Here is a 25,958-nt window from a genome sequence, read left to right as displayed (position 1 = left end):
CCTCCCGTCCCACCCCCACCGACCCCGCCGAGGAGATCCTGCGATGACGGAGCTGCCGCTGGAAGCACTCGTCGACCCCGTCTGCGGCATCGTCCGCAAGGTCAAACCCGTCGAGCACCCCCCGGGCACCCCTCCCCGCTACACCGCCCTCACGGCCGAGATATCCGACGCCCGCAGACTCGGACTGTGGCCGGCCGACCGGGTCTCCCTCGGCACCACCTTCGGCGACCCCGAGCAGGCCCGCACCGCCGCGATAGCCGAGGGCATAGAGCGGTACTGCGGCAACCGCGTGCCGCCGCCCGGCCACCCCGACGTCCCCCTGCGTGCCACCGCCGCCGAACTGGCCGAGAAGGGCCTGCGCCTGTACGGCCCCGGGGACCTGCCCGCCTACGCGCCCTGGCAGTACGCCCGGGACGAATTCCCCTACCGCCCCCTCACCGCCGACACCCCGGCCCTGTGGACGCGCGGAACGGAAACGCTCGCCGACGGGACCGCCGCCGAGGTCTGGGCACCCGTCTCGCTCACCCACCTCAACTGGCGCCAGGGCGACCTGCGCCGGCTGCCCCGCACCCACCACCTCAACTACGCCGGGATCGCCACCGGCCAGGGCCTCGACGACGCCGTGGAACGCGGCCTGCTGGAGATCGTCGAACGGGACGCCCTGGAACTGTGGTGGCACCTGGACGGCCCGGCCCGGGGCATCGACCCCGCGAGCGTGCCCGGCCTCGCCGACGACCTCGCCGGGTCCGCGCTCGACGTCCACATCGTCGAGATGCGCTCGGAATTCGCCCCCTGCATGGCCGCCCTCGTCCACGACCCGCGCCTCGGCCTGTACGCGGCCGGATTCGCCTGCAAGTACGACCCGGCCGAAGCCGCCCGCAAGGCCGTCCTCGAAGCCGTCCACACCTGGGTCTTCACCCAGGGCCTGACCGGGCCCGACGGCTGGGTCTTCCAGGCTGTCGAGGCGGGGCTGCTCGCCCGCGGGCTGTACCTGGAACACCGGGCCGACGGCCGCTATCTCGACGCGTGCGGCGAGCAGTTCGAGCACGTCCGGGACCTGGGCGCGCACGTGCAGGTGTGGCTGGACGAGCGGATGGCCGCCGAGGCCGGGCGGTTCACCGAACCGGCCCTCGGCACCGTGTCCGTCGACGCGGTCGAACCCGGCAGCCGGGAGCGGCTGGAGAACGCGCTGCGTGCGGGCGGTCACCGGGTCATGACCTTCGACCTCACCACCGAGGACGTCGCCGAGACCACCCTGCGCGTCGCCAGAGTCCTCGTCTCCGGACTCCTGCCCAACGCCCCCGCGGCCTTCGGCTACTTCGGCTGCCCGCGTCTGTCCGAGGCCGCCGTCGCGCGCGGATGGCGCACCGACCCGCCGAGCGCGCCGCAGGACTTCACCCTGGCGCCTCCGCCGCACATGTGAGGGCCGTCCCCGTGGAACACGCCCGCGAGGACCGCCCGCCGGACCTCGTCGCCGCCCTCGCCCGCGCCCGCACCCGGGAACACCCCGGCCCCGGCACACCCGCCGGGGGAGCCGTCCGGGCCTGGCCGGGCCCGCCGACCGCCTTCCCGGAGGCCGGGCCGGAGAATCTCGACGTGCAGGCGCTGCTGCGCCTCTCCCTGGCGGCCTCGGACGGCTCCGGCCGGCTGCGGCCCGCTCCGTCCGCCGGTGCCCTGCACCCGGTGGACACCGAACTGACCGTCGGCGCCGGCTGCTCCCTGCCGCCCGGACGCTACGGCTACGACCCGCTGCGCCACCGCGTGCACCGCCTCGGCCGGCAACCCGACGGCACACCGCCGGGCGTGACGGCCCGGCTCTCCGTGACCGCTCGGCGCACGGTCTCCCACTACGGCCACCGGGCCCGGCCCCTGCTGCTCCTCGACACCGGGCACGCCGCCGCCGCGCTGTACCTGGCCGCCCGCGCGCTCGGCGTGAGCGAGCCCGACGTACGGCTGGACGGACGTGCCGAGAGCCCACTGGCCGCCGTGCACATCCCGCCGCCCGGCCGGCGGGGCCCGGTGCACCCGTCCGACGGCGCGCGCGTCCCGGGGCCGCCGGAGGTCCGGCCGGCGCCCGCGGAACTGCTGGCGCGCCGCAGCGCCCCACCGCCGTTGCCCGGCGCTCCCTCCCCGGAGGCACTGCTGGCGGTCCTCACCACCGCCGCGCGGGCGGGCGCCGGTGACCTGCGCTGGTGTGCCGCCGTAGGCCCGCCGCGGCCCGGGCTGGTGGAGCGGGCCGCCGACGGCGCGGCCCTGCGGCGCTACGCGGCGGGAGAGGCCCGCCCGACGCTGGCCGCCTGGGCCGCGGGCCAGTCGTGGATCGCGGACGCGGGCGCCGTCCTGCTCGCCGTCGGCTGCCCCGCCGACGCCGACGCCGAGCACATCCGCCGCGCTCACCTGCGGGCCGGCTTCGCCGTCCACCTGGCCCATGTCACCGCCTGCCGCCACGGGCTGGCCGCCCGGCCCGTCGGGTCCTGGCAACAGGCGGACCTCGGCGCCGCGCTCGGCGCCGCCCCGGGCCGGGACTGGGTCGTCCACGCGCTGGCCCTCGGCACCCGCCACGCCGACGAGGAGAACACCACGTGATCGTCCACCCCGAGCTACGCCGCGCCACCCGTCCCGCACGGCGCCCCCTGCTCGCGGCCACCCTCCTGCAGGGTGCCGTCACCCTCACCCACCTGGCGCAGGCCGCCCTGCTGGCCCTCGCTCTCGCTGGCCTGGCACACGGAGACACCGGCCGGCTCCCGTGGCTGCTGGCCGCTGTGCTCGCCGTCGTCGGCGCCCGTGCCGGTCTCACCGTGGGGCAGCGGCGTACCGCCACCCGTGCCGGGGCCCGGGTCCGGGTAGCGCTGCGGGACGAACTCCTGGCACACCTGGGCCGGTTGGGGCCCGCACACCTGACCACGGCCCGGGCCGGAGCCGTCCGCACCACCCTCGTCGACGGGGTGGAGGGCGTCGACGCCTACGTCTCCCGCTACCTGCCCCAGCTCCTGGTCACCCTCACGGTGCCGCCCCTGGTCCTCGCCGCCCTGGCCGCCACCGAGCCCCGGGCCCTCCTCGGCCTCGTCCCCGCCCTGCTCCTCGCCCTGGCCGGACCACGCGCCTGGGACCGGCTCCTCGCAGCCCGGGGCAAAGAGCACTGGGACACGTACGAAGGACTGGGCGCGGACTACCTGGAAGCCCTCCAGGGCATGCCCGCCCTGCGCGCGGCGGGCGCGGTCGGACGCACGCGCGCCCGCCTTGAGGAGCGGTCCGCGGCGCTGCACGGCGCAACCGTCGCCAAACTGCGCGTGTCCCTGGTCGACACCGGCATCACCGACCTCGCCATCCAGGGCGGCACCGTCGCCGCGGCCCTCCTGGCGTGCTGGTCGGCCGTCACCGGATCCACCACGGCGGCCGGCACGTATCTGGTGCTGCTGCTGGCCTCGGAGTGTTTCCGCCCGGTCCGCGACCTCGCCCGCGAATGGCACGCCGGATACCTCGGGGCGTCGGCCGCCGACGGCCTCGCGGCCCTGCGCACGGCCGAACCCGCGGTCCAGGACACCGGAACGGCCTCCGCACACCTGCGGACTCCGCCCGAACTGCGCTTCCACGACGTCCGCTTCACCTACGGCGGCGCACCGGCCCCGGCCCTGGACGGCGTCTCGTTCACCGCGCAGGCGGGCCGGACGACCGCGATCGTCGGCCCCTCCGGCGCCGGCAAATCCACCCTCCTCGCCCTGCTCTTGCGCCACCACGACCCGCAGGAGGGCCGGATCACCCTCGACGGACGCGCCACGACGGAGTACGCGCTCGACTCGCTGAGGCAGGGCATCGCCGTCGTCTCGCAGGAGACGTACCTCTTCCACGCCACCATCGCCGACAACCTGCGCCTGGCCCGGCCCGGCGCCACGGACGACGACCTGACCGCGGCGGCGCGCGCCGCCGGGATCCACGACGAGATCACCGCCCTTCCCGACGGCTACGCCACCCTCCTCGGCGAACGGGGCGCCACCCTCTCCGGCGGCCAGCGGCAGCGCCTCGCGCTCGCGCGGGCCCTGCTGGCCGACGCCCCGGTGCTCGTCCTCGACGAGGCCACCAGCTCGGTCGACGAGCGCCGGGAGGCGGACATCGTCCGGGAGCTGGCGTCCGCCGCGAGCGGCCGGACGGTCCTGGTGGTCGCCCACCGGCTCGCGGCCGTCCGGCACGCCGACCGCATCGTCGTCCTCGACTCGGGACGGGTGGACGCCGTCGGCGAACACGCCGCTCTGGTCGAGGCCGGCGGCGTCTACACCCGGCTCGTCGAGGCCGGCCGCGCCCACCGAGGAGAACTCGCCGCATGAGCACCGTCGCCGCCACCGACGCGGACGCACCCGCCCGAGGAGCGCTGCGCGCCCTGCTGCCCGCCCTGGCGGAGCACCGGGCCATGACAGCCCGCACCTGCGCCGCCGCCCTCCTCGAACAGGGCTCCCTCGTCGCGCTGCTGACCCTGGCCGCCCACACCGTGGGAACCGCCGTCATCGACGGGCGGGCACCCTCGCCCGGCACCGTCACCGCGCTCGTCGCCCTCGTCGCCCTGCGCGCCCTGATGACCTGGCGGGAGATGGACCTCTCGCACGACCTCGCCTACCGGGTGCTGGCAGCGCTGCGGGTACGCGTCTTCGACGGGCTGGCCCGCAGCGCGCCCGCCCGGGTGGCGGGACGGCGCAGCGGCGACCTCGCCGCCACCGCCATGGCCGACGTGGAGGCCCTGGAGTTCTTCTACGCCCACACCACCGCCCAACTGCTGGCGGCCGGTACGGTCTTCACCGGCGGAACTCTCGTTCTCGCCACGGTGGAGCCCTGGCTGCTTGCGGCCGTGCTGCCGGTGGCGGCCCTGCTCGCGGCTGCGCCCTTCGCCGACGCGCGTGCACGCGCGGTGCGCGGCGGGCGCACCCGGACGGCCGTGGCGCACCTGTCGGCCGACACGGTGGAGACCGTCGACGGGCTGCGCGAACTGCTCGCCTTCGGCGCCCTGGCGCAACGCCGCCGCAAGCTGGCGGAGCGGGGCCGGCAGGTGGGTGCCGCCCAGCGCTCCGAGGCCACCTGGGAGGCCGTCGCCGCCGCGGTCCGCGACCTGCTCATCGTGGCCGCGGTACTAGGCGTGGTGGCCGCGGCCGCGCACTCCGTGACCTCCGGCCGGCTGCACGGCGCTTGGGCTCCGGCGGCGATGGCGCTGGCCCTGTCCGTCCTCGGTCCCGTCGCTGAATCGGCCCGCGCCCTGAGCCAGGCCGTGGCACTGCGCGCCGCCGCCTCCCGCGTCGACGCCGCCGTCAAGGCCCCCGCTTTGGCCCCGCCGCCCGCCGCGCCGCGCCCCCTGCCGCCCGGGCCGCTGGGCGTCCGGCTGCACGGCGTGAGCTTCGACTACGGCGGCACACCCGTGCTGGACGGCGTCGAACTGACCGTCCCGCCCGGGCAGACACTCGCCCTGGTCGGTGCCTCGGGTGCCGGCAAGTCGACCTGCGCCCACCTGCTGGCCCGCTTCTGGGACCCGGCAGCCGGCGCGGTCCAGCTGCTGCCCGCCGACGGCGACCCCGTGGACATGCGGGAGGTGAACGATGCGGAACTGCGGCGTGCGGTGACGCTGGTGGGACAGGACACGCCCCTCTTCCACGGCACCCTCGCCGAGAACCTGCGGCTCGCCGCTCCCGAGGCGGACGACAGGGCGCTGGCCGAGGCGGCACGGCGGTGCGGCGTGGACCGGATCGCCCCGATGGACACCCTCGTCGGCGAGCGCGGCGCCACGCTCTCCGGCGGCCAGCGGGCCCGTATCGCTCTGGCCCGCGCGCTGCTGGTCCGGCCGCGCGTCCTGGTACTCGACGAGTCCACCGCTCACCTGGACAACGCGGGCGACGCCCAACTCGCTACCGCTCTGGAGGAGGAGAGCCGTACGACGATCGTCATCGCGCACCGTCCGGCCACCATCCGCCGCGCCGGCCGCATCGCCGTCCTGGAGCAGGGCCGCATCGTCGAGGAGGGCACCTGGGAGGAACTCACCGGCCGGCCGGGCAGCGCATTCAACCGTGTTCTGTCCACCACGTCTTGAGCACGGGTGCGGCCGTGACTTCCGGAATCTGCTACCGGTCAGGATCCGGCCGGAGGTCCGGCCCGGACAGGCAGCCGTCGCACACGCCCGTGAGCTCGACCGTGTGGGTCACCGCGTGGAAGCCGATGTCACGCGCGGTCCTGGCCACCCACCGCTCGACCTCCTCGGCGTCGACGGCGAGGCTGAGCCCGCACTCCCGGCAGACCAGGTAGTGGCGGTGGCCCTCGTCGGGTCTGGGCCGGTACAGCCGCTCACCGTCACGGTCGCGCACCACGTCGACGTGCCCGGCCGTCTCCAGTAACCGCAGCGTGCGGTAGACGGTGGTCAGCCCCACCGCCACGCCGTCCGCAGCCAGGGCGGCGTGCAGCGTCTGCGCCGAGATGAAACCGTCGCAGGCCCGAAGTGCTGTGAGGACCGCGGTGCGTTGCGCCGTGGTACGCCATGCGCCGGGGGTCGTCTCGTCCATGCGTGTGCCTCCCATCGCGTCAGGAAGGCCGTCCGGGCGCCGACACGGTGCCCGGAAGCCCCCGTGCTCCGGCTAGACGGCCGCCGGACTCGCGTGCTCGTGTTCGAGATCGCAGACGTCCCCGGTGTCCCAGAGGGGAAAGGGATCGTCGGCGGGAAGCTGTTCGCCGTCGGCCATCAGGCATCCGGCCAGGGCGGTGCGCAGGCTCGGCTCCTGAAGGCCGACACCGATGAACACCAGTTCCTGGGCGTGGGGCGCGTCGGTGTCCCGGACCCCGGACGGCTCGAAGCGGGCGACGGATCCGGCTTGTGACCACAGGCCCGTCACGCCCTCACGCCCGGCCAGGGTGAAGAAGCCCTTGGAGCGCAGCACGTGGCCGTGCGCCCCGCTGTCCAGGTCACCGGTGACGAAGTCCCACAGCCGCCCGGGGTGGAACGGCACGGAGGACCGGAAGACCAGGGAGGAGATGCCGTACTCCTCGGTCTCGGGAACGTGGTCGCCGTTGAGTTCCCGCACCCAGCCCGGCGCCTGCTGCGCGCGCTCCAGGTCGAACCGCCCGGTCTCCAGGACGTCGCGCACGCCGATCCGGCCGTGCACGGCGGGGATCAGACGGGCCGTCGGATTCAGGCGTGCCAGCACCCCGCGCACCCGGTCCGCGTCGGCTTCGCCGACCAGGTCCAGCTTGTTGAGGACGAGGACGTCGGCGAACTCGACCTGGTCGATCAGCAGGTCGCTCACGGTGCGCTCGTCGTCCTCGTACGGAGCCAGGCCCCGTTCGGCCAGGTCGTCGCCGGTGCCCAGCTCGGCGAGGAAGTTGGCGGCGTCGACGACGGTGACCATGGTGTCCAGCCGGGCGACGTCCTCCAGGGTGGCGCCGTCGTCGCGGGCGAAGGCGAAGGTGGCGGCGACCGGCATCGGCTCGGAGATGCCGCTGGACTCGATGAGGAGGTAGTCGAAGCGGCCGTCCCCGGCGAGCCGTTCGACCTCCTCCAGCAGGTCGTCGCGCAGGGTGCAGCAGATGCAGCCGTTGGTCATCTCCACCAGCCGCTCCTCGGTGCGGGAGAGGGCCGCTTCACCACCGCGCACGAGGGCCGCGTCGATGTTGATCTCGCTCATGTCGTTGACGATCACCGCCACCCGCAGGCCCTCGCGGTTGGTGAGGACGTGGTTGAGGAGGGTCGTCTTCCCGGCGCCGAGAAACCCCGACAGCACGGTGACGGGGAGACGTTGCGAGGGCAGGGGCGTCAGCGGCTTGGGCTCGGCCACGGGGGGTCCTCTCGGTCAGGAGGGTCGTACGGCGCGGACGCACGTCAGCATACGACAACGATTTTCATGTGCGGTACCCGAGTGCCCGGCCGCGGATATCGCCGGATGTAGGGCACAACCTTGTAGGCGAGTGGGGAGTCTTCTGATCGATCACGCTGTGATCGGAGCCATGAGGAGACCATCATCAACCCCATACGCAAGACCCTGATCGCCACCGCCGTCGTCGGTGCCGTCCTCGCGGGCGCGGCCGCCTGCGGAACGGTGGAGCAGCTCTCCGCCGGGCAGAAGCTCGACCGGGCCTTCGAGAAGCTCGGCAAGAAGAAGACACTCTCCTTCGAGCTCGATCTGGACACGGACGTCGCGTCCCTGGAGGCGCTGGACGCCAAGTCCGACCCCGAGCCCGGCGAGGAGATCCCGGAGCAGGCCGCCGAGTTGCTCAGCGACGCGAAGATCACCGTGACCGTGCAGTCGAAGCGGCCGCTCGACGAGTCCGGTGAGAAGGACCTCGTCGGCACGGCCCTGAAGGTCAGCACTCCGGACGGCGACCTCGCCGAGTACCGGGTGATCGGCGACTTCACCTACGTCCGTGCCGACATGGCCGCGATGGGCGAGATGGCGGGCAGCCCCGTGCCGGACGCCGGCGACCTGCCCCCGGAGGCCGGGGCGATGAAGGACGTCCTCGAGGGCAAGTGGGTGAAGATCAACACGAAGGAGATGGAGAAGGTCACCGGCGACAGCCGGAAGGCCAAGGGCGGTCCCGCGCCCGCGCCGTCCCTCGACGCCAAGACGCAGAAGAAGCTCATGAAGGCCCTCCGGGAGGTCATCGCCCGTGAGGTGAAGTTCAAGACGGCGGACGGCGGGAACGGCACCGAGCACGTGAAGGCGACGGCCCCCTTCCGCACGCTGGTCACCGAACTGTTCGGCGAGATCCGCCCGCTGGTGAAGGACCTGCCGCCGGGCATGGACCTGCCGACGGACAAGGACCTGAAGGAGGCTCCCGACGCCAAGGTGACGGCGGACTTCACGCTGAAGAACGGCGCGCTGTCCCAGGTCGACGTGGACCTTGCCAAGCTGGCCGAGAGCTCCGATGTCAAGAAGCTGGGCCTGACCCTGCGGATGCGCGAGGGCGCCAAGCCCACCGTTCCGGCCGGTGCCACGAAGCTCGACCTGAACGAGCTCATGAACGGCTTCTTCGGCGGCTCGGAGATGGGCGACCCCGAGTCGGCGTAACCGGGGACGGCGTGGGGGCCGGTCATGGCGTCCGGACGTGCGGCCCCACGCGTCGGTGGGGGACCGGGGTCCCCCACCGACCGGCCTCTGCGCTCAGCCGGGTCCGGTCCAGTCGAAGGGGAAGTGCTTGCTCGACTTCCCCGAGCGTTCCCAGGAGAAGCCGAACGCGTCGGCCCGGTCGGCGGTGGCCCGCCCCCAGGTGGCGACCTGACCCGGCCCGACCTCGGCGCCCGGGGCGTTGTGGACGTGGACGCGGGCGCCTTCCGGCGTCGTCGGCCCGGTGAGCGCCTCGGCGGTGGCCGTGACCCGGCCGGGGATCTCGGCCCTCCAGGTGGCCAGGTCCTCGTCGATCTCCACGCGGATCGGCGCGAAGTCCATGCCGCGCATCTCGGGCCGGAGCAGCTGGCCGAACTGGGCCGGCCAGCCTCCTGCCTCGCCGCCGAACACGGTGCCGAGCGCGGCGCGCTGCCGGTCGTCGGCGCGTTCGTCGAGGAAGACCGCCGCATACGCGTCGGTGTGCTCACCGGCCCACACGTTGCCCACGAAGGCGCCCAGCATCAGGACGTTGAGACCGTTGAGGCGCACGGCGCCGTAGTTGCCCTCCCGGATGTGCCAGACCAGCACGCCTTCGCAGTCACCGTAGGTCGGCGGCTGCGCGAACGTGCAGGGGCAGGGAATGGCACATTTGCACACGTCGAACCAGTCGCCGGCCAGATGCCAGCGGGTTCCGGTGCCGTTCTGTTCGGTCATCTCGCTACCCTCCCGTCGGGCCCGAGGGAGCTTCTCCGCGATGGTGAGACCGCCCCTCCCGAGCCCGCACGCGGATCGCGAGGCGGCCTCTCTTCCAGCTTGCTCCGGACACTCACATGCCGTCCATCGGATGCGCCGATTCCTGCAGCCCCGGCAGCAGCCAGTCCTGGAACGGCGCCAGTACCGCGAGGACGAGGAAGACCACACCCACCACTCCCGCGAGCAGCGGCCCCCGAGACCACAGCTTCTCCACGAAGATCACGATCGCCAGTCCGGCCATCGCCGCCACGTTCATCACTCCGAGCGGTACGAGGACGAGCATCAGTCCCGCGCAGCAGCCCACGCAGTAGGCGCCGTGGTGGAGGCCCACCCGTAGATCGCGGGCCGGCTGCCGGAACCCGGAGTAGCGCACCAGCTGGCCCATGGGATCGCGGCAGTGCCGCAGACAGACGTTCTTGAGGGGCCCCAGCTGATAGAGGCCCGCCACCAGGAAAGCGGCCGCGCCGATCCAGCGTCCCACCGCCGGGTGATCGCCCACCAGGTCGCCCGTGAGGTTCAGAGCCGCGTAGGCGAGCAGCCCGAAGGCCGTCCACACCAGCAGGTACCCGCCCAGGAACTCCACGGTGCGCCCCGCCCGGCTCCACCCGGACGTCCGACGCCCGATCCCCCGCACCCAGGTGAGGGCGACCGGTGCCATGGAAGGCAGCATCATGGCCGCCGTCATCGTGACCCAGAGCAGCAGGAACAACGGCAGCGCCAAGCCCATCGTGCCCGGTTCGACCCCCATGTCCCGGGCCTGCGCGACGGTGAGCACCCAGGCGGGCACGGCGATCAGGACGACCAGGGACCAGGCGGCCGCGAGCTCCCGCGCCGGCAGCAACCCCCCGCCCGCACCGGTGGGCGCGGGCGACCGGGCGGAGACGAGGACGGAACTCCGGAGATGCCGCATCGGTGCACTCCCTGCGTACTACCCCAGGACAGCACGCCCCCGGAGGCCCCGCCACTCCGTCGTTTCCTGCGCCGGAGCGGAGGACGAAAGGCGTCTCACTCGGGGGCGTGTCCGCGTACCGTGCCGCGGAAGGCGATCGGGCTTTGTCCCGTGCGCTGGTGGAAGTACTTGCTGAAGTGAGTCGCACTGGAGAAGCCGAGGCGGCCGGCGATGCGGGCCGCCGTCTGATACGCCGACGCCGAGGACGTGGTCCAGGAGGCGGGGCTGGTTGCGCCTCTCCCGTCAGGACGTGGCGGCCCCTGACAACCTCGCCGGCCGGCTGACCATGGTCGTCACAGGAGCCCCTACCCGGCGAACGCGGTGCCCGCCTACTACGAACTCTTCGACCGCGTCTTCGGCGGAGACGCCGCATGCCGGGAAGAGTTCGACCACCGGGTACGCGTGGCCGGTGCGGCACAGCACATGCTCGAAACGGTGACCGCCGGCCAGCTGCGGACGCTCGAAACCCGCAGCGACCTCCCACGCGTGATCTTCGAGGGCGGACTTGTCCTCAACTGCGTCAACAACAGCAAACTGCTGGAGCGTTCACGCTTCACCGCGATGGACGTCAGCTTCGGCGCCGGCGACGTCGCCATCGGGGCGGCGCTGTACGCCAGTGGGCAGGCCGGCACACCGCCGAGGATCGGCACGTCGCCCTACCTGGGCCCGAGTTACGGCGGCCAGGAGATCCGGGCGGCCCTCCAGCAGTACGCCGGCCAGGTCGTCTGGCGCGAGCTGGACCCGAGTACCAGGAGAAGATCCAGGGCGCCTGCCACGTCGACGCCACCTCGCGGATCCAGACGGTCACCGAGCAGAGCAATCCGCTGCTCGCCGAACTGCTGCGGCAGTTCACGGAGCTGACCGGCATTCCCTGTCTGATCAACTTTCTCAAGACAGAGATGGATCATCTGTTCCTCGGCAACTTCCTGGTTTCGCGAATCTGAACGAGTGGACATTCTCCCTGATTTGGGCGGCCGCAATCGTACTTCGGGAGGTTGCGCTACGCTCTACGCGAAGGAAGGGAGGCAAGGAAAGTGTCGCTTTTGAAGGCAGATCCGTACGTCGGTAACCACTGCGAGTCGACCACTCTCGTGAACTTGTTGCGGCAGCAAGAGATCGACTTGTCGGAGTCGCTCATCTTCGGGCTCGCCGGTGGTTTGTCATTCATCTACTGGCGGACGAAGCAGATGCCGACACCGTTCGTCGGTGGCCGCATCAAGCCCGACACGCTGTCCGACAATCTCGCGCACGCGCTGAACCTGCGACTGTCCGTTCACGAGACGTCGTCGGTGAAGCGGGCGAGGGAACACTTGCTGGCCGAGCTTGATTCCGGATCCGTCGTCGGTCTCAAGCTCGACCGCTATTTCCTCGACTACTCCACCGACGACTTCCGGTTCGCGGCCCACTATGTAGCCTGCGTCGGCTACGACGACGACCGTTTCGCCCTGGTCGAGACGCAGCCGCTCGGTCTGCAATGGGCATCCGGCGAATCCCTGGCGACCGCGCGGAGCGCCCGGGGCCCGATGAGTTCGCGCAATCGCGCCTTCACCATCGATGTCCCGAAGAGTGGCCTTCCTGACCTGGGTGAAGCCGCCCGCAAAGGCATCAGATCAGCGGCAAGGAATTTCTTGAATCCGCCGATCTCCAACTTCGGGTACAAGGGCATGCACAAAGTCGCCGATCTGATGCCGCAGTGGCTCGACGATCTCGACTCGCCCGCCGAGAGCCTGCCCGAGATCTGCACGATCATGGAGGATGCCGGGACCGGCGGCGGCCTGTTCCGCATGATGTGGGCGGAATTCCTGGCGGAGACCGCCGACATCACCGGCACCGGGGAGTTCCGGGAGATTTCGGACGCCTACCGCGAGGTGTCGAAGAAGTGGACCGAGGTGGCCGGACTTCTGAAGGACGCGGGAGATGCGTCGTCGCGCGAATCGCTCCACAGCGCGTCGAAGATCGTGCATGAGACAGCCGACAAGGAGCAACACCTGATGCAGCGCCTCCTGGAACTGTCGAGCTGACCGGGGCCCGGGCCCTGAGAAAGGTCGGGGCGGTGGGCACGAGGTGCCAGCCGGCGGGCGACTCGGGGAAGATGAGGCCGAGCGCGCGGGCCTTCACGGAGTTACGTGGAGCCCGGGGGGCCTCCCAAGCCCGCGTCTCGCGCCAGCACCGCCGCCTCGGTGCGTGAGCGGGCGTGCAGTTTGGCCAGAACGTCGCTGACCCGGTTGCGGATGGTCTTCTCGGAGAGGCTCAGGCGGCGGGCGATGGAGGCGTTGTCCAGGCCGCGGGAGATCAGGTCGAGGGTCTCTCGTTCGCGGTCGGTGAGGTGGGGGAACGGGAGGGGAGACCGGCCGGCGGGCGGCACGGAGAAGTGGGACAGGACGCGCTGGGCGATCCGGGGGCCGAAGACCGCTTCGCCGCGGGCGACACCGAGCAGGGCCCGGTGCACGTCGGTGCCGTCGGCTTCCTTGAGCAGGTAGCCGCGCGCGCCGACGCGCAGGGCGGCGAAGACCGAATCGTCGTCCTCGTCCATGGTCAGGATGAGGACCGCGATGTCCGGATGGGCCGTGGTGATCCGGGCGGTGGCCTCCAGCCCGTTGACGTTCGGCATACGCAGGTCCATGAGCACGATCGCAGGCCGCAACCGCCCGGCAGCGGCGACGGCTTCGGCACCGTCGGACGCCTCTCCGACGACTGTGACGTCCGGCAGATCGGCGAGGACGGTGGCCATCCCGGCCCGGAAGACGGGATGGTCATCGACGACCAGGACCGAGACGGGGAGGGGAACGCTCACCGCTGGTCACCTACCGGGAGGCCGGCCCGTACGAGCGTGCCGCTGCCGGGCGCGCTCGTGACCTCCAGACGGCCTCCGATCTCGGCCGCGCGCTCCCTCATGCTGCGGAGCCCGACACCCGCCCGGTGCCTGGGCGGGATACCGCGTCCGTTGTCGCGGATCGACAGGATCAAGACGGTGTCCTCCATACGGGCGGTCAGTTCGAGGCGGCTGGCGGCGCTGTGCCGGATGGCGTTGGCGACCGCCTCGCCGGCGATGGCGTATGCGGCGACCTCGACGGCCGCCGGCAGCCTGTGGCAGGCGCTGTCGATGCTGGTGCGGCAGGACGGCGTGTCGTATCCGGCGAGCAGTTCCCGCAGGGCGCCGGGAAGCCCCAGCTGGTCGAGGATGGCAGGCCGGAGCCCCTGAACCACCGTGCGCAGATCCGCGACGGTGGTGCGGAGCCGGTCCCGGAGGGTCCTGACGCACCCGGCGAGATCGGGGTCGTCGATGCGCCGGGCGAGGGTGTCGAGCTGGTGAGCGGTGCCGGCCAGGGAGGGGCCGATGCCGTCGTGGAGGTCCGCGCGCAGCCGTCGGCGCTCCTCCTCACGCACGGACAGGATGCGTGCCCGGCTGCGGGCGATGTCCTCGACGAGGGCGGCGGCGTAGGCCAGTGTTCCGGCGCGGTCGGCAACCTCTTCGACCGCGGCCTGTTCCTTCGCCGTCCATGGGTCGTTGACGCTTCTGCGCCCCACGCGGAGCACACCGAGTTCGCGCCCCAGCGCCCGGCAGGGGAACACCCGCCAGCCCGCGCCTGCCGCCGGCCTGCCGGAGGCCGCCGCCACTGCGGGGCTCTCGAAGGCGGCGTAGGGCAGGCGCAAAGCATGCCGTAGCGCGTCGACGAGGTGCTGCAGGGCTTCCGCCGGCTCGCCGGCCGGAGCGACACGGCGTCCGACGTGGGCGACCACGGCGTACGGATCGTGGCGATGCCCGAACAGCGTCCGGTCCACGGCCGCCTGGACCGCACCACGGCCGTTGGCCGCGAGCAGTGCGGTGAACGCGATCAGACACGTCCCGGCCAGCGACCCGGGCGCGATCAGGCCCGCACCGGCGACGACCGCGGCATACACCCCCAGCACGACGGCGCTGAGGACGGTGAAGACGATGGCGCGGCCGAGAACGAACTCCACGTCGAACAGCCTGTGCCGCAGCATGGCGACGGCGACGCTGGCCGGCGGGCCGAGCAGCCCCGACAGCATGACGAGGTCGCCGACCAGCGCCGGCTGCTCGGCGTCGTCCAGCGGCAGGGAGAGGAAGGAGAAGGCCATCAGCAGGCCGCCCAGCATCAGCCACTGCAGTCGGGCCCGCTCGACACCGGTCGCCGCACGGGTACGAAGGACGAGGAACACGGCGGCCGCACATGAGCCGCCGACCATGGCGGTCGCTGCACACACGAACATCACCGTGTGCAGCCACTCCCAGCCGGCGATCCCGAGGGGATTCGGAACGCCGCGCACGGGGTCGGTGCCGCCGGGTCGCAGCATCGTGGCCAGTGTGCCGACCGCGGCGACCGTGATGACAGTCCGGGCACACGCCCGGCGCGGCGCGGTCTCCAGGCGGCCGTGCGGGAAGAGCAAGGGCACCAAGGGCGTGGCGAACCAGTAGCCGACGAAGCCCCAGCAGCCGACCCAGGCCCCCACCTCCCACCCGGGCAGGGGCTCCGCGGCGACGAGGCGGCTGTAGCCCGCGTAGTAGGCCAGCAGGTGGTACGGCCCGATCATCGCGGGCAGCAGCATCAGCCAGCACACGGGATTGCGCGGGCGGCCCCTGGCGATGACGGCGCCCACCAGCGGCCAGACCGTGCCGAGCACCAGGTCGGACCAGTACAGGGGCGTGACGGCGATGCGTTCGGCCAGCCAGTCGTGCACCGGCACCGCCGCGACGCAGCCCGCCGCCCCCAGTCCCGCGATGCCGTACGCAGTGTGACGTAATGCCCGATCCCCCCGATGCACACCCACATGTTCCCGTAATGCGGGCTCTTTCCGGACGTGTTCCCGCGAAATCGATCCCGGTCGTCCGGGACCCGGGTCCCTGGGCGGCGGGACGCGTCCCGCACGACCTTCGGATCGGAGACGGACCGCATTCACAGGGGAGTTGATGCAGATGACCACCATCGATCCGGAAGCCCGCAAGGGGCAGGACGCGGAGCAGTCGGAACGCGAGGGGAAGACACGGGGCAAGTGGCCCCTGTACGGGGTCGGGGCAGGCGCCCTGGGAGGTGTCGCCACTTTGCTGGCGGACGTCCGGACCGGCACGGACGGGCGGGAGACCGTCGACGCCTCGGTCACCGCCGAGGTGGAGCGTTCGGTGGCTCACCTCGGCCTGGTCGCGGGCTTCCTGACGGTCGTCCTGCTTCTGGTGCTCGCCGCGGCATGGCGGCGTCAGGTCGAGCCGCGGGTACCGGGCAGCACCGCCGCCTACGTGGTCAGCGGCGGCCTGACGGCCTCGGCCGCGGGACTGACCTACGGCTATGGGTGGAAGGGGGCCCTGGCGATCTACCTGCCGGGCGGTATGGACGAGCAGTCCTTCCGCGAGGACGGACTGTTCGTCTACTTCATGCTGAACGACTTCGGCGGCTTCATCGGCTGGCTCGGCGTCGTGGTCGCCGCCGGAGCGGTGGCATGGATGGCGCTGCGGGAACGCACCATCTCACGGTGGATCGGCTGGTTCAGCATCCTGCCCGTCCTGGCGGTCGTCCTGTTCGCGGGCCTCACCGGCCTGCCCGGCTTCCAGGGCGTCGTCGGACCGGCGTGGATGCTGGTCGCCTTCAGCGGACTGGCATGGGGGCGCAGCGCGATCGTCCGCTGACGCGGCCGGGGGCCGTGGCGGGGCAGCGGGCACCGCACCCGCCCGGCCCTCCGAACGGGTCGCTGTCAGTGGTGGCTGCGAGGCTGAACGGATGGACCGTGATGACGAGCAGTTGCTGCGCGGCCGGGTCTACGGCCACGACCACGACGATCCCGACCCGGGCCCGCGCCGCGGGCAGACGTACGCCGAACTCGTGGGCGGGCCGCTGGACGGACTGCTGCTGGACATCACGAGCTGGCGGGCGGAGGAGATCGACGAGGGAGCGGCCCTGCCCACCGAACTGGGACGGTTCCCCGGCGGCCGGGCACTGTACGAGCCGGTGCCCGGCATCTCCCGCACACCCGGCCCGGGGGTGACCTGCCGTTTCCACTACGCGGGGGACACGCCCTGACCGAAATTGACAGGGTTTGCACACGGGGTGAACCTGGAATCAGACGCCCTGGACGGGCCGGAGTACACCGCCCACACCACGACCAGGCAGCCCTCCTGTTACGCGCAGTTGCGCGACTGAAAGGACGGCGTCATGCCCGAGAAGAACGTCGAAGACGAGGACGTGAAGGCGGCCATCGAGAGGCCCGACACCGGCGACGGACCGGGCACCGACAACCTCGACGACCTTCCGGAGAGCGACTTCGTCGGCTCCGCCGAGGACGACACGGGGGCCGGCCCCCACGCGACCGCCACCATTCCTTACGACTGTCCCGTCGCGGACTTCATCGACCAGCTCAGCGCGACGGGCCACGTCACCCACACGTCGTACGTGAAGACGTCGGTCACACTGCACCACAACGCCGCCCGGCTTTCGCACCAGGGTGTGCTGGAGGTCTGGAAGGTACGTCCGGCTTCGGCCCACTTCGACGTGGACGCCGCCGGCGCCGTCGCTCAGTACGTCAAGGTGAACGAATACGCCTGGGCCGTCGGCAACACGGTCGGCAACCAGAGATCGATCAGTATCGAGATGGCGAACGAAACGCTCGCGCCCGACTGGACGGTAGGCCAGGCCACCTGGAAGAACGCCGCACGTCTCGCCGGCTGGCTGTTCGCGAAGGTCATCGGCCAACGCCCCACCAGGAGCAACCTCTTCTACCACCACCACTGGTCATCGACCGTCTGCGCCGGCCCGTTCATGGACCGGATCTACGACGAGGTCCTCGCCGCGGCACAGGTGGCGTACGACAGCTTCACGGATGCACAGCCCGCTCTCCGGCCGGATACCGAGCCGGTCCCGGCCGACCGCCGACGCTGACCCGCCGGGGCGAACTGATGGTCGATGTCGGCCTCGCGGCCGGTCGGGCACGCCGCCCGGCCGCGAGGCGCGTACGCGCCCGTCGGTACTCAGCTGCTAGAAGGTGAGGTTCCAGGCGTTGATCCGCCCGGTGTCCTGGGCGGCGATGTCACGGACGCGCAGTTTCCACGTGCCGGACGCGGTCTCCGACGAGGCGTCGACGGTGTACGTCTTGACCACGTCGTCCGCGCTGTCGCCGTCGGCGAAGTCCTCCAGGGAGTACACCGAACCGTCGGGGGCGACGAGGGAGAGCACGAGGTCGCCGCGGTAGGTGTGCTTGACGTCCACGCCGACCTTCAGCACGGCCGGGGCGTTGCCCGTCACACCGGTCACGCTGATCGGAGACTCGACCGTGGCGTTGTCGGCGACGGTGACGTCGCTGGTGTTCTCGAAGTACCGGCCGGGCTGCGGCCCGGTGCCACCGACGGCCTTCAGCGCGTCGACCTGCCCCTCTCCGAAGAAGGCGTTCTTCGCCGTGGTGCCCGTGCAGCGGCTGTCGGACGGGCACGCCGTGTCCGTGGCCTGGCTTCCCAGCCGGGCGCGGAGATCAGCGGGGGTGGCGGCCGGGTCGGCACTCTTCAGCAGCGCGGCGACACCGGCCACATGGGGTGACGCCATCGACGTGCCGTTCATGTTCCCGTACTTGCCGCCGGGAAGCGTGGAGTAGACGCCGTAGGCTCCGTCGCCGCCCGGGGCCGCCACGTCGATGACGTCCCGGCCGAAGTTGGAGTAGGACGCCTTGATGTTCCCGTTGCCCATCGCCGCGACGGTGACGACGCCGGGCAGCTCCGTCGGGATGTCGATGCAGGCGTTGGTGATCGTGCGGTTGACCGGGGTGGAGTCGTTCGGGCTCTCCGAGTCCGTGCGCTTGTTCGCCAGGTCGTAGTTGGAGTTGCCCGCCGCGGCGACCTGGAGCGAGCCCTTGCCCTCCGCGTACTCCTGCGCCCGGCGCACACCCTCGATGATGGCCGCCTGGTCGGGGTCGTCGGGGCAGTTGAACATCCACGGGTCCGTGTAATAGCTGTTGTTGGTGACGTCGAAGCCGTGGTCACCGGCCCACATGAACCCGCAGATGGTGTTCTCGGCGAAGAACATGCTCGTGCTCGGCTCGGCGATGCGCACGGAGGCGATCTTCACGCCCGGCGCGACGCCGACCACTCCCTTGCCGTTCTTCGCGGCGGCGATCGTGCCCGCCACGTGCGTGCCGTGGGTGCCGACGTCACGCCAGGCGCCGGTGCGGGTGTCGGCCTTGCCGTACGCGCAGGAGACGGAGTCCGCCGCGTCGAAGTTGGGGGCGAGGTCCTGGTGCCGTTCGTCCACTCCGGTGTCGAGGACACCCACCGTGACGGCCGGCGAGCCGGTGCTGACGGCCCAGGCCTTGTCGGCGTTGATCCTGGTCATGTCCCACCGCGCGGTCTCGGTGAGCGTGGTGGACGACTGCGCGGGAGCACCCGGCAGGGTGGGGGAGTAGGCGTCCGCGGGGACGTCCGAGGTGCGCGTCGCGCCCACCTTCTGCACGCCCGCGACGGAGCGCATCGCGGTGGCGAAGCCGGCGGAGGTGGAGTGCGCGACCACCACACCGATGGCGTCGTAGTGCGCGAAGACCGAACCGCCGTTCGCCGTCACGGCGTTGCGGGCGGCCGAGGTGTCACCGGGCGCGGTGATGACGAGGTAGGAACGGGTGCCGGCGGCCCATCCGGCGGCGCTCTGGGCGAGCGTGGTGGCGCGGGCCGCGGCCGGGCCCGGCGGAAGGCCGGTGTCCGCGTCGGCCGCGCCGGCGGGCGTGGCGAGCGCGAGGGCCGCTCCGACGGCGGCGACGGACAGCAGCGGCCGTCTGAGACGGCGCTGGGATATGCGGGGGGTTGTCACAGCGTCCTCCGAGAGCCCGGGGGCAAGGGGTGGCGCCGGCCGGGCCGTGGGCTGAATGGGTCGACGCAAGATCTCAGATGAGGGCATGACAAGGGAAGAGCCGACGGCGGATCAATCACCCCGCGCAGAGAAGTAGTTGACTCCGCTCCGGATTGATCACGGACAGGGCCGAGGTCCCGCGGCGGCACCGGCTGCTTCCCCGGTGCCGCCGCAGGAGGCGGCCGAGGCCGGTGGCGACGATTGCGTACGGGCGTCGGTGACGCCCGGCGACAGTGCGGCATGATCGGGACGGTGTGTACGGAGAGCAGAGGGGTGCCGGTGCCGCGAGTGAGCAGGCGGAGATCTCGACGCCGGGGGACGCGGCGAACGACGCCCTGGTGCCGGCCTTCGGCCGGCTGAAGGGCGCCGTGAACCGGCTGGAGTACATCCTGGGCGGGCTCTGAAGGCGGAGTGCGGCATCAGCATCCGACGTTCGAGGTGCTGCTCGTCCTCGGGCGGGCGGGGGAGCCCGGGCTGTCGATGAGTGCCATCGCCCAGGAGCAGGTCCTGAGCACGTCTTGACTGCCCAGCGGTCACACTCCGATGAAGCGCACTGTTTCCGTCATGTCCGCCCGCCCGGTGCGCAGCGGTGGCACGCCTTCTTTCTCGAACCCCACCGAGACACGCGGAACAGGACGAACGCCCGCACAGCCCGGCGGCTGTCCACGGCCTCGTACACGTCCACGTCGCGTCCTCTCGGTCGACCGGGCCCTCTACCGTATGCGGCCCCCCGGCGGCGACAGCCCGTAAGAGGCCGTCGCCGCCGGACCGCGGGCCGGTGCTCGCGACCGGTCGCAGGGGAGCGCGTCAGCGCTTCGTGTAGATGAAGCCCAGCTTGTCGACCTCGGCACCGGCCCGGCCGTGGAACCCGGCGATCTGCCACCCCGGCGGCGCGGTGCGCGTGACGCAGTCGGACGTCGTCGTGCCGCCGGACAGGCTCCTGCCGAGATTCGTGGAGAACCGGGCCGAGAAGATCCGCGTCCGGCCGTCCTTCTCACCGCGGCACAACTGGGCGGATGCGAGGTACTCCCCGCTGCCCAGGTTCAGGGACGACGCCGTGCCGCCGGTCCCACCGTGGCCGATGACGGTGCCGTTGCCGAGCGTCAGGCCGACGCGGTCGACCCGGGCGCCGCTGCGCAGCGAGAGGCTGACCGGACGCGCGCCCGCCGGTACGGCGTCGATGTCGGTGTAGTGGTCGCCGTGGGGCCCGCCGAACTGCTCGCTGAGCTGGAAGTCCGCGGCACGCGTCCAGGAGAGGTCCACCTTGATCGGGTCGTGGTCGGACAGCATGAGCCCGCCATCGGTGAGGAACCTGGAGTGCTCGTTGTTGTAGGAGGTGGCCTTGAGCGACACGAGTTTGCTGCCCCGGTACAGGACCTTGTCCACGACCTCGCAGGTGTTGGGCACGGTGGGACCGGTCTGGTCGCAGACCAGGGCATCGCTGCCCTTGGCGGGCGGTGTGCCGCCGCGGACGAGCTGGACCCAGGGGTCCGTCAGACCGTTCGCGGCGGCGAACTCGGCGATGGTGTCCCCGGAGCGCGTGTAGCGCGTGTTGGTGTCGCCCATGACGACGACCGCGTTCCCGGCCGAGTGGGTCTTGATGAAGGCCGTCAGCTGGTTGAGGTTGTCCGCCCGCGAGGCCAGGTCGCCGGTGTTCGTGCCGGCGTTGGTGTGCAGGTTGTAGAGGTCCACGTACACGCCCTCGGCGAGACGCTGGCGGAGGAACGTGAACCCCTTGGGCGTGAGGCAGTCACCGGAGTCGAACTGGCAGGACTTCCACCGCACCCGCTCGAAGTCGTCGGTGTCGTACGGGAGCTTCGACAGGGTGTTGAGACCGCTGCCGATACCCGCACCCCCGCTGGTGGGGGTGCGGTACGCGTGCGCGGTGTCGCCGGCGTAGAGGAAGGCGTGGTAGTTGAAGTCCTCCTGGACGTTGACCACGTCGTACGGCGCGATCCGCCGGCCGATCTCCGTGGTGGCGGGTTCGCGCGGAGTGGGTGCGGAGGAGATGCTCTCCGGCAGGCCCGCGACGTTGTAGGCGAGGACGCTGAAGGATCCGGACACGGGGTCGGCGGCAGCGGCGGGGGACGCGTTCGTGATGAACCCGCCGATCGTGGCTGACGCCACCACGATGGAGGCTAGAAGTCGGCGCATGGGACCGGAACTCCTGACAACGGGGGGTGGGAGGCCGGAACTTACCGCTGGTAACAGCGTGCCGCCCCCTCGCTTGCGCAAGCGAGACCGAATCTTGACCGACGGGTCCGGACCAGGGCCGCGGGAGGCCCTGATCCGTACCCGGTGCGAAGCGATGCTGCGCGGTCTCGCTCGGCGCGGCCCTGTCCGCATGCGGCGGTGACGGCGGCGGAATTCCGCCGAGCCGGTCGGCAGGGCCGACATCGACAAGGCGATGAAGACGCCGACCGGGCTGACCTTCTGACCTGGGTGCCCGACATCCAGCGGGAGGTCGACAACAGCCCTGCGGGCACCTGGAACATGATCAGGACCGCCGACGGCTTCTACGGGTTCCAGGCGGCCAGGCACACCGGCGTGTATCTGACGGGAGCGTCCCGTGGAGCCGCACTGACCCTGCAGAACGCGTCCGGCGACGGCTCGCAGGACTGGCGCCTGGTCCAGCAGGCCCGGTCCCGCGCCGAACTGACGCGGGCTCGGTACCTGCCGGGGCTGATCACGGCACCGCGCGTCGGCCGGACCGTGCAGCTGGACGCCACCATGTCCCACCCGGACGGCGCGGACCGGCCCGCGCCCACGACGGGCCGGGCGTACGGGCTGACGCCGCGCGGGAGAGCCGTCGACCTCGGGCCGGTCCCCTTCGACCGGTCCGGGAAGGGCACGGTGACCCTGCCGAAGGCGTTCGTCCCCGGCACCGCGTTCAAGGTCGCCGTGGTCTTCGACGAGGCCCCGCTGATCTGGGATGCGGCGATCCTCCGGTGATCCGGGGGCGGGGTGTGCCAACCGCTCGGCTCACCCCGCCCCCGTCGCATGGGTGGCGACCCGGCCTGCTGGACGAGATGGCCGCCCTGGAACCGAGCTGGTCGTCCCCGGCCACCGCTTCAACCAGTTCACGGACACCGCGCTCATCCGCCACGAGATGAGTCCGTGAGGCCCTTCTGACGAACCCGGCCGTCGTCGAGAGGCGTTGTCAGATCACCTCGTTCAATTCGGCCTGCATCTGCGACGCTTCGACGTCGCGGGCGACGGCCTGGGCGAGCAGCATCCGCAGCACGAGCACGATGAGCGCGACGCCCAGGATGGCCAGGCCGATGCCGCCCATGATGACGGTGACACCCGGATCGGCCCGCTGCCCCGGCGCATTGAGAATCGTGACGGCGAACCACACGAGGGCGGCCGCCACGATCGCGCCGATCACGGCGTCCACGTAGCGGAAGGCGGCGGGGGAGAACACGGTTCGGCGTCGCACCATCGTCACCAGCCGCCAGACGCAGACCAGCACGACCTGCGCCGACACCAGGCCCAGGACCGTGATCACACGCAGCGGGGTCAGCGGGAGCGACCCGTCCTCCGGGTCGTTCCCGCTGACCAGCGTCCACACCATCAGTGCCTGTACGAGCACGGTGCCGACGAGCAGCACCACCAGCACAGCGCGCAGCACGCACAGTGTCAGCTTTCCCATGCCTCATCCTCCCATCGAGTTGCGATGGGAATCTATCGAATTTCGATAAGTGAAGCAAAGAGGTGAGGCAGGGAGTCGCGCTCAGGGGAGTGGCGCGCATCACGGCGGATGCCGCGGAAGTGCGGAACAACGACACCTGGTTGCCCGTTGAACAAACCGTGGGTGCGGATGGGACAGCGTCCCCGGGCCTCACCATTCGCCCACAGGGACGATCGTTCGGCTGAAGCCCTGTGGAGCCTTTCGCCGAGAGGCGACCGCCGTCCGCGCCCACCACCAGACCGCCCCGGCCGTGATTCCCCCGTCCGGCCGGGGCTTCCTCGCTTCCCCGGCTCTCCTCACTTCTCCAGGACGAAGACCGGCCTGTGGCCGGCTCGACCGGAGGTCAGCACGTCGGGGATCTCGTCCCAGCCGTAGATGCCGCTGGTGACCAGCGCCGCATCATCGCCGTCAACGGCGGTCTCCCTGACCGTGATCCAGCCGTGGTACTCATACATCCCACGATCCTAGTGAGAGGACGTACGGCACCGTGCCCACGGCAGCAAGGCTCGCGGTCACTCCATGAGCCGACCCATACTGTTCCTCGATGTGGACGGGCCCCTCAACCCATACGCGGCCCAGCCGGAGAGGCGCCCCGGCGGTTACACCACCCTCAGAGTGCCCCTGGAGGGCAGCGCCGCGGAGGAACACCGAGCACTTTTCTCCCGCCGGCGGACCCTCCGGGTCTGGCTCAACCCGGAGCACGGACGGGACCTGCTCCGGCTCGACTACGAACTGTGCTGGGCCACCACATGGATGGCGGATGCCAATCGGTGGATCGCCCCAGTGCTCGGTCTTCCTGAGCTCCCCTTCGTCGACTTCGGTGAAGCCCTGTTGCAAGACCGCCCCGACGGAGTCCACTGGAAGACTGCCCCCCTCGTGGAGTACGCCGACGGTCGGCCCTTCGCGTGGGTGGACGACGAACAGAGCGACCTCGACCAGGCGTACGTGAACACCCACCACCGCACGCATGGCCTTCTGCACCACGTCAATCCCCGGATCGGCCTGCGCAGCGACGACTTCCGCGCTCTTGCCGACTTCGCACGATCTCTGGGTCCTTCACGAGCCACCGACTGATCCGGTCGGAGGCGTTCGCTGAGGAGGCGACGATGGGACCAGCTGAACTCGTCGCGCAAGTCGCTGAACCAGGAATGCGGTGAGGCCGCTGCTTGCCGTCGGCCCGAAGATCAGCCACCTTGGAACGGGGTGCGCGAGGGTTCCCAGACCGAGCAGTCATGGGCGAAGAGAACGCGTCGTGGGTCGAAGTCGGCGAGTCGCTCCAGCCACGGCCGGTAGGTGGGAAGCGGCGGTTCCACGCCATGAAGCGCCGCTTCGCGGGCCATCTGGTCGGAGGCGAAGTGGGAGGCGAAGTCGTGCGCCTGGCCGGCGAGGACCACGCTGCCGTCCGGCTGCCGGAGGACCAGCGATTGATGCCCTGAGGTGTGCCCTGGCGTCGGGACGAGCCAGACTCCCGGCCACACCTCGGCTTCACCGGCGAGCTCCTCATAGGCTGCGCTGGGGAAATCGATCAGTTCGTCGACGGTGTAGCCGCCTCTGCGGGCATGGGCCAGCTCGATGTCCTGGACCAGGACGGGCCTGCCGCCCAGGAGAGGGTTCCCGCCGCAGTGGTCGAAGTGAAGGTGGCAGTTCGCGACGAGTGATATGTCGTCGAGCGCGACTCCGGCCGCCTTGAGGGCATCCCGCAGGTGTCGGCGGCGGGGCCGGTAATGGGCTTCGGTCTCCGGGTCCGCGCTTCCGATGCCGGTGTCGAAGACGATCAGCCCTTGGTCGTGTCGCACCAGATAGGCAAGCACAGGTTCGACGCGCGGCTGCGGGCCGCCGGCCTCCGACGCGGGCCGGATGAGATACCCCAGATCCAGCCGCCGCACCGTCATGTTCCTCACCATGCGGCCATCCTGGCAAAGTTCCCGTGCGTCGACCGTCCGGTCTGCCGACAGCAGAGCGACCACGGGCGTTCCGGGGCATTCCCAACCCCCGTCCGAACGGGCAGGAGTCCTACCGCAAGTCCGTGCTCGGCCGGCGCCGCCAGTCCCAGTCCGGGTGATGACCGAGGAGCAGAGATCTCGTCGACCGGCTCGCCGGCCTGCATCGCCCGCCGGAGGTCGGCACGGGCCTGCTCGTCCGCGGCGGAACGGGGACGGTCACCGCACCCGGCGGCGTCGATGGTGGCCACCGCGTAGCCGCGCGCCGCGGTGTACCGGGCCCTGGCCACCAACCGGGGGTCCGCCTTGGGCAGGCCGTTGTTGTGGGCCATCAGGACCAGCGGAGCCGACGCGGATCCAGGAGTCCACAGGGTGCCGGGGATCTCGCCGAGGGTGAATTCGCGCTCGAGGACACCGTCGTCGAGTCGCTGCTCAGAAGTGAAGTGCACGGTCGTGCCTTTCGGGAGGGCGCGTGAACGGCGCTCCCGGACGATCTACCGCCCGACCGTGACCCCGGAGGGGAGCACCCATGTCGATACTGCGTTCACGGGTACCACCTCCTCGTCCTCTCGCACGGCCACCGGGACACTAGCAACGGTCGCCAGGGCCCGCCACCGGGTTTCACAGAGACCGAGGCTCCTCGGCCGGATGCCGCCTCACCCCAGAGGGCGGGACCCCTACGATTCTCGCCCCGCGGCGCCGACCACCCCCGAGCGGTCCCCGACGTAA

Annotated in this window: 24 protein-coding genes and 4 pseudogenes; 14 read left to right on the top strand and 14 right to left on the bottom strand. The window is 71.5% G+C overall.

Annotated elements, in window-relative coordinates; translation table 11 throughout:
• The first annotated feature begins 43 nt into the window (after nucleotides 1–43).
• From OO68_RS35635 to OO68_RS35620, 4 genes are read left to right on the top strand one after another with little or no spacing between them, the layout of a single operon-like run.
• Complete coding sequence (locus tag OO68_RS35635) at nucleotides 44–1,423, top strand: YcaO-like family protein (protein ID WP_033313479.1); 1,380 nt, start codon at nucleotides 44–46, stop codon at nucleotides 1,421–1,423.
• Between the two features lie 11 nt (nucleotides 1,424–1,434).
• A complete protein-coding gene (locus OO68_RS35630) occupies nucleotides 1,435–2,586 on the top strand; it encodes a nitroreductase family protein (protein ID WP_033313502.1) in 1,152 nt (383 codons plus the stop codon).
• A complete protein-coding gene (locus OO68_RS35625; protein WP_033313478.1) occupies nucleotides 2,583–4,322 on the top strand; it encodes an ABC transporter ATP-binding protein/permease in 1,740 nt (579 codons plus the stop codon). Before OO68_RS35630 ends, OO68_RS35625 begins: the two co-directional genes overlap by 4 nt.
• Nucleotides 4,319–6,064 carry an ABC transporter ATP-binding protein gene (locus OO68_RS35620; protein ID WP_033313477.1) on the top strand — a complete coding sequence of 582 codons (1,746 nt, stop codon included), beginning with the start codon at nucleotides 4,319–4,321 and terminating at the stop codon, nucleotides 6,062–6,064. Before OO68_RS35625 ends, OO68_RS35620 begins: the two co-directional genes overlap by 4 nt.
• 31 nt (nucleotides 6,065–6,095) lie before the next feature.
• Here the strand turns inward: OO68_RS35620 and OO68_RS35615 are convergent, their stop codons facing one another.
• Nucleotides 6,096–6,530, bottom strand: a complete 435-nt coding sequence (locus OO68_RS35615) for a Fur family transcriptional regulator (protein WP_033313476.1) — start codon at nucleotides 6,528–6,530, stop codon at nucleotides 6,096–6,098.
• A gap of 72 nt (nucleotides 6,531–6,602) precedes the next feature.
• The gene (locus tag OO68_RS35610) at nucleotides 6,603–7,769 is read right to left on the bottom strand and encodes a GTP-binding protein (RefSeq protein ID WP_033313501.1); all 1,167 of its coding nucleotides are present in this window, start codon (nucleotides 7,767–7,769) and stop codon (nucleotides 6,603–6,605) included.
• Nucleotides 7,770–8,057: 288 nt separating this feature from the next.
• Between OO68_RS35610 and OO68_RS35605 the strand changes: the two genes are divergently transcribed.
• Nucleotides 8,058–9,026, top strand: a complete 969-nt coding sequence (locus OO68_RS35605) for a hypothetical protein (RefSeq protein ID WP_033313475.1) — start codon at nucleotides 8,058–8,060, stop codon at nucleotides 9,024–9,026.
• Nucleotides 9,027–9,119: 93 nt separating this feature from the next.
• Here OO68_RS35605 and OO68_RS35600 read toward each other — a convergent pair whose 3' ends face one another.
• The 3 genes and pseudogenes from OO68_RS35600 to OO68_RS45825 all read right to left on the bottom strand — a co-directional run.
• Entirely contained in the window at nucleotides 9,120–9,776 is a 657-nt protein-coding gene (locus OO68_RS35600; protein ID WP_033313474.1) for a DUF1326 domain-containing protein, read from the bottom strand.
• A gap of 112 nt (nucleotides 9,777–9,888) precedes the next feature.
• Nucleotides 9,889–10,725: a DUF2182 domain-containing protein gene (locus OO68_RS35595; protein ID WP_051814921.1), complete on the bottom strand. Its 837-nt coding sequence runs from the start codon at nucleotides 10,723–10,725 to the stop codon at nucleotides 9,889–9,891.
• Between the two features lie 95 nt (nucleotides 10,726–10,820).
• Nucleotides 10,821–10,952, bottom strand: a pseudogene (locus tag OO68_RS45825) (helix-turn-helix domain-containing protein); the annotation flags it as partial.
• A 133-nt stretch (nucleotides 10,953–11,085) separates the two neighbouring features.
• Between OO68_RS45825 and OO68_RS42670 the strand changes: the two are divergent.
• The 3 genes from OO68_RS42670 (at nucleotide 11,086) to OO68_RS35585 (ending at nucleotide 12,785) form a co-directional block, all read left to right on the top strand.
• Complete coding sequence (locus OO68_RS42670; RefSeq protein ID WP_051814920.1) at nucleotides 11,086–11,625, top strand: carbamoyltransferase N-terminal domain-containing protein; 540 nt, start codon at nucleotides 11,086–11,088, stop codon at nucleotides 11,623–11,625.
• Complete coding sequence (locus OO68_RS47965) at nucleotides 11,559–11,708, top strand: L-threonylcarbamoyladenylate synthase (protein ID WP_245237297.1); 150 nt, start codon at nucleotides 11,559–11,561, stop codon at nucleotides 11,706–11,708. Before OO68_RS42670 ends, OO68_RS47965 begins: the two co-directional genes overlap by 67 nt.
• A gap of 90 nt (nucleotides 11,709–11,798) precedes the next feature.
• Entirely contained in the window at nucleotides 11,799–12,785 is a 987-nt protein-coding gene (locus OO68_RS35585) for a BtrH N-terminal domain-containing protein (protein WP_078625654.1), read from the top strand.
• Nucleotides 12,786–12,886: 101 nt separating this feature from the next.
• Here OO68_RS35585 and OO68_RS35580 read toward each other — a convergent pair whose 3' ends face one another.
• Nucleotides 12,887–13,558 (bottom strand): response regulator, encoded by a 672-nt coding sequence (locus OO68_RS35580; RefSeq protein ID WP_033313472.1) that lies wholly within the window; start codon nucleotides 13,556–13,558, stop codon nucleotides 12,887–12,889.
• Nucleotides 13,555–15,471, bottom strand: a complete 1,917-nt coding sequence (locus OO68_RS35575; RefSeq protein ID WP_245237295.1) for a sensor histidine kinase — start codon at nucleotides 15,469–15,471, stop codon at nucleotides 13,555–13,557. The genes OO68_RS35580 and OO68_RS35575 overlap by 4 nt, the downstream gene beginning before the upstream one ends.
• A gap of 229 nt (nucleotides 15,472–15,700) precedes the next feature.
• Between OO68_RS35575 and OO68_RS35570 the strand changes: the two genes are divergently transcribed.
• From OO68_RS35570 to OO68_RS35560, 3 genes are all read left to right on the top strand, one after another.
• Nucleotides 15,701–16,405 (top strand): hypothetical protein, encoded by a 705-nt coding sequence (locus tag OO68_RS35570; RefSeq protein WP_033313498.1) that lies wholly within the window; start codon nucleotides 15,701–15,703, stop codon nucleotides 16,403–16,405.
• Between the two features lie 91 nt (nucleotides 16,406–16,496).
• Nucleotides 16,497–16,796 carry a hypothetical protein gene (locus OO68_RS35565; protein ID WP_033313471.1) on the top strand — a complete coding sequence of 100 codons (300 nt, stop codon included), beginning with the start codon at nucleotides 16,497–16,499 and terminating at the stop codon, nucleotides 16,794–16,796.
• A gap of 132 nt (nucleotides 16,797–16,928) precedes the next feature.
• Nucleotides 16,929–17,651, top strand: coding sequence for a peptidoglycan recognition protein family protein (locus OO68_RS35560; protein ID WP_033313470.1), 723 nt, complete (start codon nucleotides 16,929–16,931; stop codon nucleotides 17,649–17,651).
• Nucleotides 17,652–17,747: 96 nt separating this feature from the next.
• Here OO68_RS35560 and OO68_RS35555 read toward each other — a convergent pair whose 3' ends face one another.
• Nucleotides 17,748–19,559, bottom strand: a complete 1,812-nt coding sequence (locus OO68_RS35555; RefSeq protein ID WP_245237293.1) for a S8 family peptidase — start codon at nucleotides 19,557–19,559, stop codon at nucleotides 17,748–17,750.
• Nucleotides 19,560–19,852: 293 nt separating this feature from the next.
• Between OO68_RS35555 and OO68_RS42665 the strand changes: the two are divergent.
• Nucleotides 19,853–20,114, top strand: a pseudogene (locus OO68_RS42665) (MarR family winged helix-turn-helix transcriptional regulator); the annotation flags it as partial.
• Nucleotides 20,115–20,131: 17 nt separating this feature from the next.
• Here OO68_RS42665 and OO68_RS47960 read toward each other — a convergent pair.
• Both OO68_RS47960 and OO68_RS35545 read right to left on the bottom strand, forming a co-directional pair.
• Nucleotides 20,132–20,221, bottom strand: a pseudogene (locus tag OO68_RS47960) (nitroreductase); the annotation flags it as partial.
• Nucleotides 20,222–20,405: 184 nt separating this feature from the next.
• Complete coding sequence (locus OO68_RS35545; protein ID WP_033313469.1) at nucleotides 20,406–21,752, bottom strand: jacalin-like lectin; 1,347 nt, start codon at nucleotides 21,750–21,752, stop codon at nucleotides 20,406–20,408.
• Nucleotides 21,753–22,040: 288 nt separating this feature from the next.
• Between OO68_RS35545 and OO68_RS47015 the strand changes: the two genes are divergently transcribed.
• Nucleotides 22,041–22,550, top strand: a complete 510-nt coding sequence (locus OO68_RS47015) for a ricin-type beta-trefoil lectin domain protein (protein ID WP_033313468.1) — start codon at nucleotides 22,041–22,043, stop codon at nucleotides 22,548–22,550.
• Nucleotides 22,551–22,758: 208 nt separating this feature from the next.
• Here the strand turns inward: OO68_RS47015 and OO68_RS35535 are convergent, their stop codons facing one another.
• Both OO68_RS35535 and OO68_RS45815 read right to left on the bottom strand, forming a co-directional pair.
• The gene (locus tag OO68_RS35535; RefSeq protein ID WP_033313467.1) at nucleotides 22,759–23,250 is read right to left on the bottom strand and encodes a DUF2975 domain-containing protein; all 492 of its coding nucleotides are present in this window, start codon (nucleotides 23,248–23,250) and stop codon (nucleotides 22,759–22,761) included.
• Nucleotides 23,251–23,585: 335 nt separating this feature from the next.
• Nucleotides 23,586–23,744, bottom strand: a complete 159-nt coding sequence (locus tag OO68_RS45815; protein ID WP_106974498.1) for an Imm7 family immunity protein — start codon at nucleotides 23,742–23,744, stop codon at nucleotides 23,586–23,588.
• Between the two features lie 64 nt (nucleotides 23,745–23,808).
• On the opposite strand from OO68_RS45815, the gene OO68_RS35530 reads away from it, so the two are divergent.
• Nucleotides 23,809–24,363: a hypothetical protein gene (locus OO68_RS35530; RefSeq protein WP_033313466.1), complete on the top strand. Its 555-nt coding sequence runs from the start codon at nucleotides 23,809–23,811 to the stop codon at nucleotides 24,361–24,363.
• A 110-nt stretch (nucleotides 24,364–24,473) separates the two neighbouring features.
• Here OO68_RS35530 and OO68_RS35525 read toward each other — a convergent pair whose 3' ends face one another.
• Together OO68_RS35525 and OO68_RS35520 are read right to left on the bottom strand one after the other, a co-directional pair.
• A complete protein-coding gene (locus OO68_RS35525) occupies nucleotides 24,474–25,193 on the bottom strand; it encodes an N-acyl homoserine lactonase family protein (RefSeq protein WP_245237292.1) in 720 nt (239 codons plus the stop codon).
• Between the two features lie 131 nt (nucleotides 25,194–25,324).
• Nucleotides 25,325–25,678: pseudogene (locus tag OO68_RS35520) on the bottom strand (alpha/beta hydrolase family protein); the annotation flags it as partial.
• Nucleotides 25,679–25,958: the final 280 nt, after the last annotated feature.

It is taken from the genome of Streptomyces iakyrus, from assembly GCF_000717055.1.
Classification (GTDB): Bacteria; Actinomycetota; Actinomycetes; order Streptomycetales; family Streptomycetaceae; genus Streptomyces; species Streptomyces iakyrus.
This window is presented reverse-complemented; position numbering and strand designations above follow the sequence as displayed.